This window comes from Nonomuraea basaltis, assembly GCF_005893125.1.
In the GTDB taxonomy this organism is placed as follows: Bacteria; Actinomycetota; Actinomycetes; order Streptosporangiales; family Streptosporangiaceae; genus Nonomuraea; species Nonomuraea basaltis.
Genome location: NZ_VCJS01000554.1, coordinates 1 through 1,441 on the forward strand (window position 1 = coordinate 1; position 1,441 = coordinate 1,441).

At 67.0% G+C, this 1,441-nt stretch carries 2 protein-coding genes; both read left to right on the forward strand.

All coding sequences use genetic code 11. The features are described from left to right. Positions 1-512 (forward strand): hypothetical protein (locus tag EJK15_RS72455; RefSeq protein ID WP_206062375.1); only part of this gene is annotated, 512 nt, incomplete at its 5' end. A 135-nt stretch (positions 513-647) separates the two neighbouring features. Continuing rightward, on the forward strand, positions 648-995 hold the full coding sequence (locus EJK15_RS69335; protein WP_138720927.1) for a YciI family protein: 348 nt from the start codon (positions 648-650) through the stop codon (positions 993-995). Positions 996-1,441 lie beyond the last annotated feature (446 nt).

Below are 1,441 nucleotides of genomic sequence, written 5' to 3' on the forward strand. Positions count from 1 at the left end.
CGCCCACACCCACCAAGACCCCCACGCCGGACCCGAGCCCGACGCACACCTCCACGGGCGGCCCGGGCGACCCGGACGTGAACGTCGACCTGGTGCCGGTTCCGGAGGACTGCAAGCGGGGCAACGGCACCAAGCCGCTGAGCGCCAAGAGCTGGGCCAAGGAGATGCCGCGGAACAAGGGGTCGCTGAGCGACCAGACGCTCCTGTGCTACCTGACGCTGGCCCAGAACGGCAGCAAGATCTTCCCCGAGCTGACCGACGCGACCACCCTGGCCAAGGCGTACAAGGTGCTCAACACCAAGAGCAAGGTCGCCAAGGCGCTGCTCGACCGCGAGCTGCTGGCCGCCTGGCTGAACTACGCGCACGGCGTGTACAACGGCTCGGCCAAGGTGCACGGGAAGACGACGCTGAACAAGGCGATCGGCGTCGCGGAGAAGCACCGTACGGGGAAGAGCACGTCCGCGCAGCTGAAGAAGGCGGCGGTGTACCTGTACAAGCACGTCAATAAGTAGAAATTTCCAGAAAGAGCGGGTCATGTGGTGACGTGGCCCGCTTTTTCGTTCCCTTTTTCTTGCGCGCCGTCGATCCGGGCGGATGTCGTACGTGTAAGGGGTGAGATCTGACGGATCGACGGAAAGGAATCGCTCATGAAGCATTACGTGCTGACCATGTACCAGCCCGACGGCGAGCCGCCCGGCCCCGAGATCCTGGACCCGGTCATGCGCCGCCTGGGCGCCCTGGAGCAGGAGATGAAGGACGCCGGCGTGTGGGTCTTCTCCGGAGGGCTGCAGCCGGCCGACCAGGCGCGCGTGATCCGGATGCGGGCCGGCGAGGCGCTGTCCACCGACGGCCCGTACACCGAGGGCAAGGAGCACATCGGCGGGTTCACGATCATCCGGGCGGCCGACATGGAGACGGCCCTCGAATGGGGCCGGAAGCAGGCCGAGGCGGTGGCGCTCCTCCCGATCGAGGTGCGCGAGTTCCAGGGCCCGTGACAGCCGTCCGCGCGGCGCCCGCCAAGGGCGCCGCGCGGTAAGGGCTCAGAGCACGGGCAGGTAGCGGCCGAGCTCGAACTCGGTGACGTGGCGGCGGTATTCGCGCCACTCCGACCGCTTGTTGCGCAGGAAGAGATTGTGCGTTGCGGCAACATGCGAGAGAACTCGCGTCCGTCAGTTGACCTGGCTCCCGAGGGGTTCGGTAGCGGCCATTGCCTGTCACTGTCGGTTCACCGTGGACGGCCCGGAGACGGCCCGGCCCGAGGTGGCCGCCGGCTCCCTCCACCTCGTGTCCTGTCGCCGTCGGGCAAACCTGTCTCTAGTACGGCAGTCACCATTCGTGAGCTGAGCTGTGGGTTTATGTCGTAGTCAGGCGGGTGCGTTTGTGGAACCAGCGGGCCCGAGCCTGATGTCGGCGTCGCCAGATTGACCAGTGGGCGGTGTGC

Bases quoted from the DNA above. Each gene is read 5' to 3' on its own strand.
- EJK15_RS69335 (WP_138720927.1), top strand. From the start codon at position 648: ATGAAGCATTACGTGCTGACCATGTACCAGCCCGACGGCGAGCCGCCC.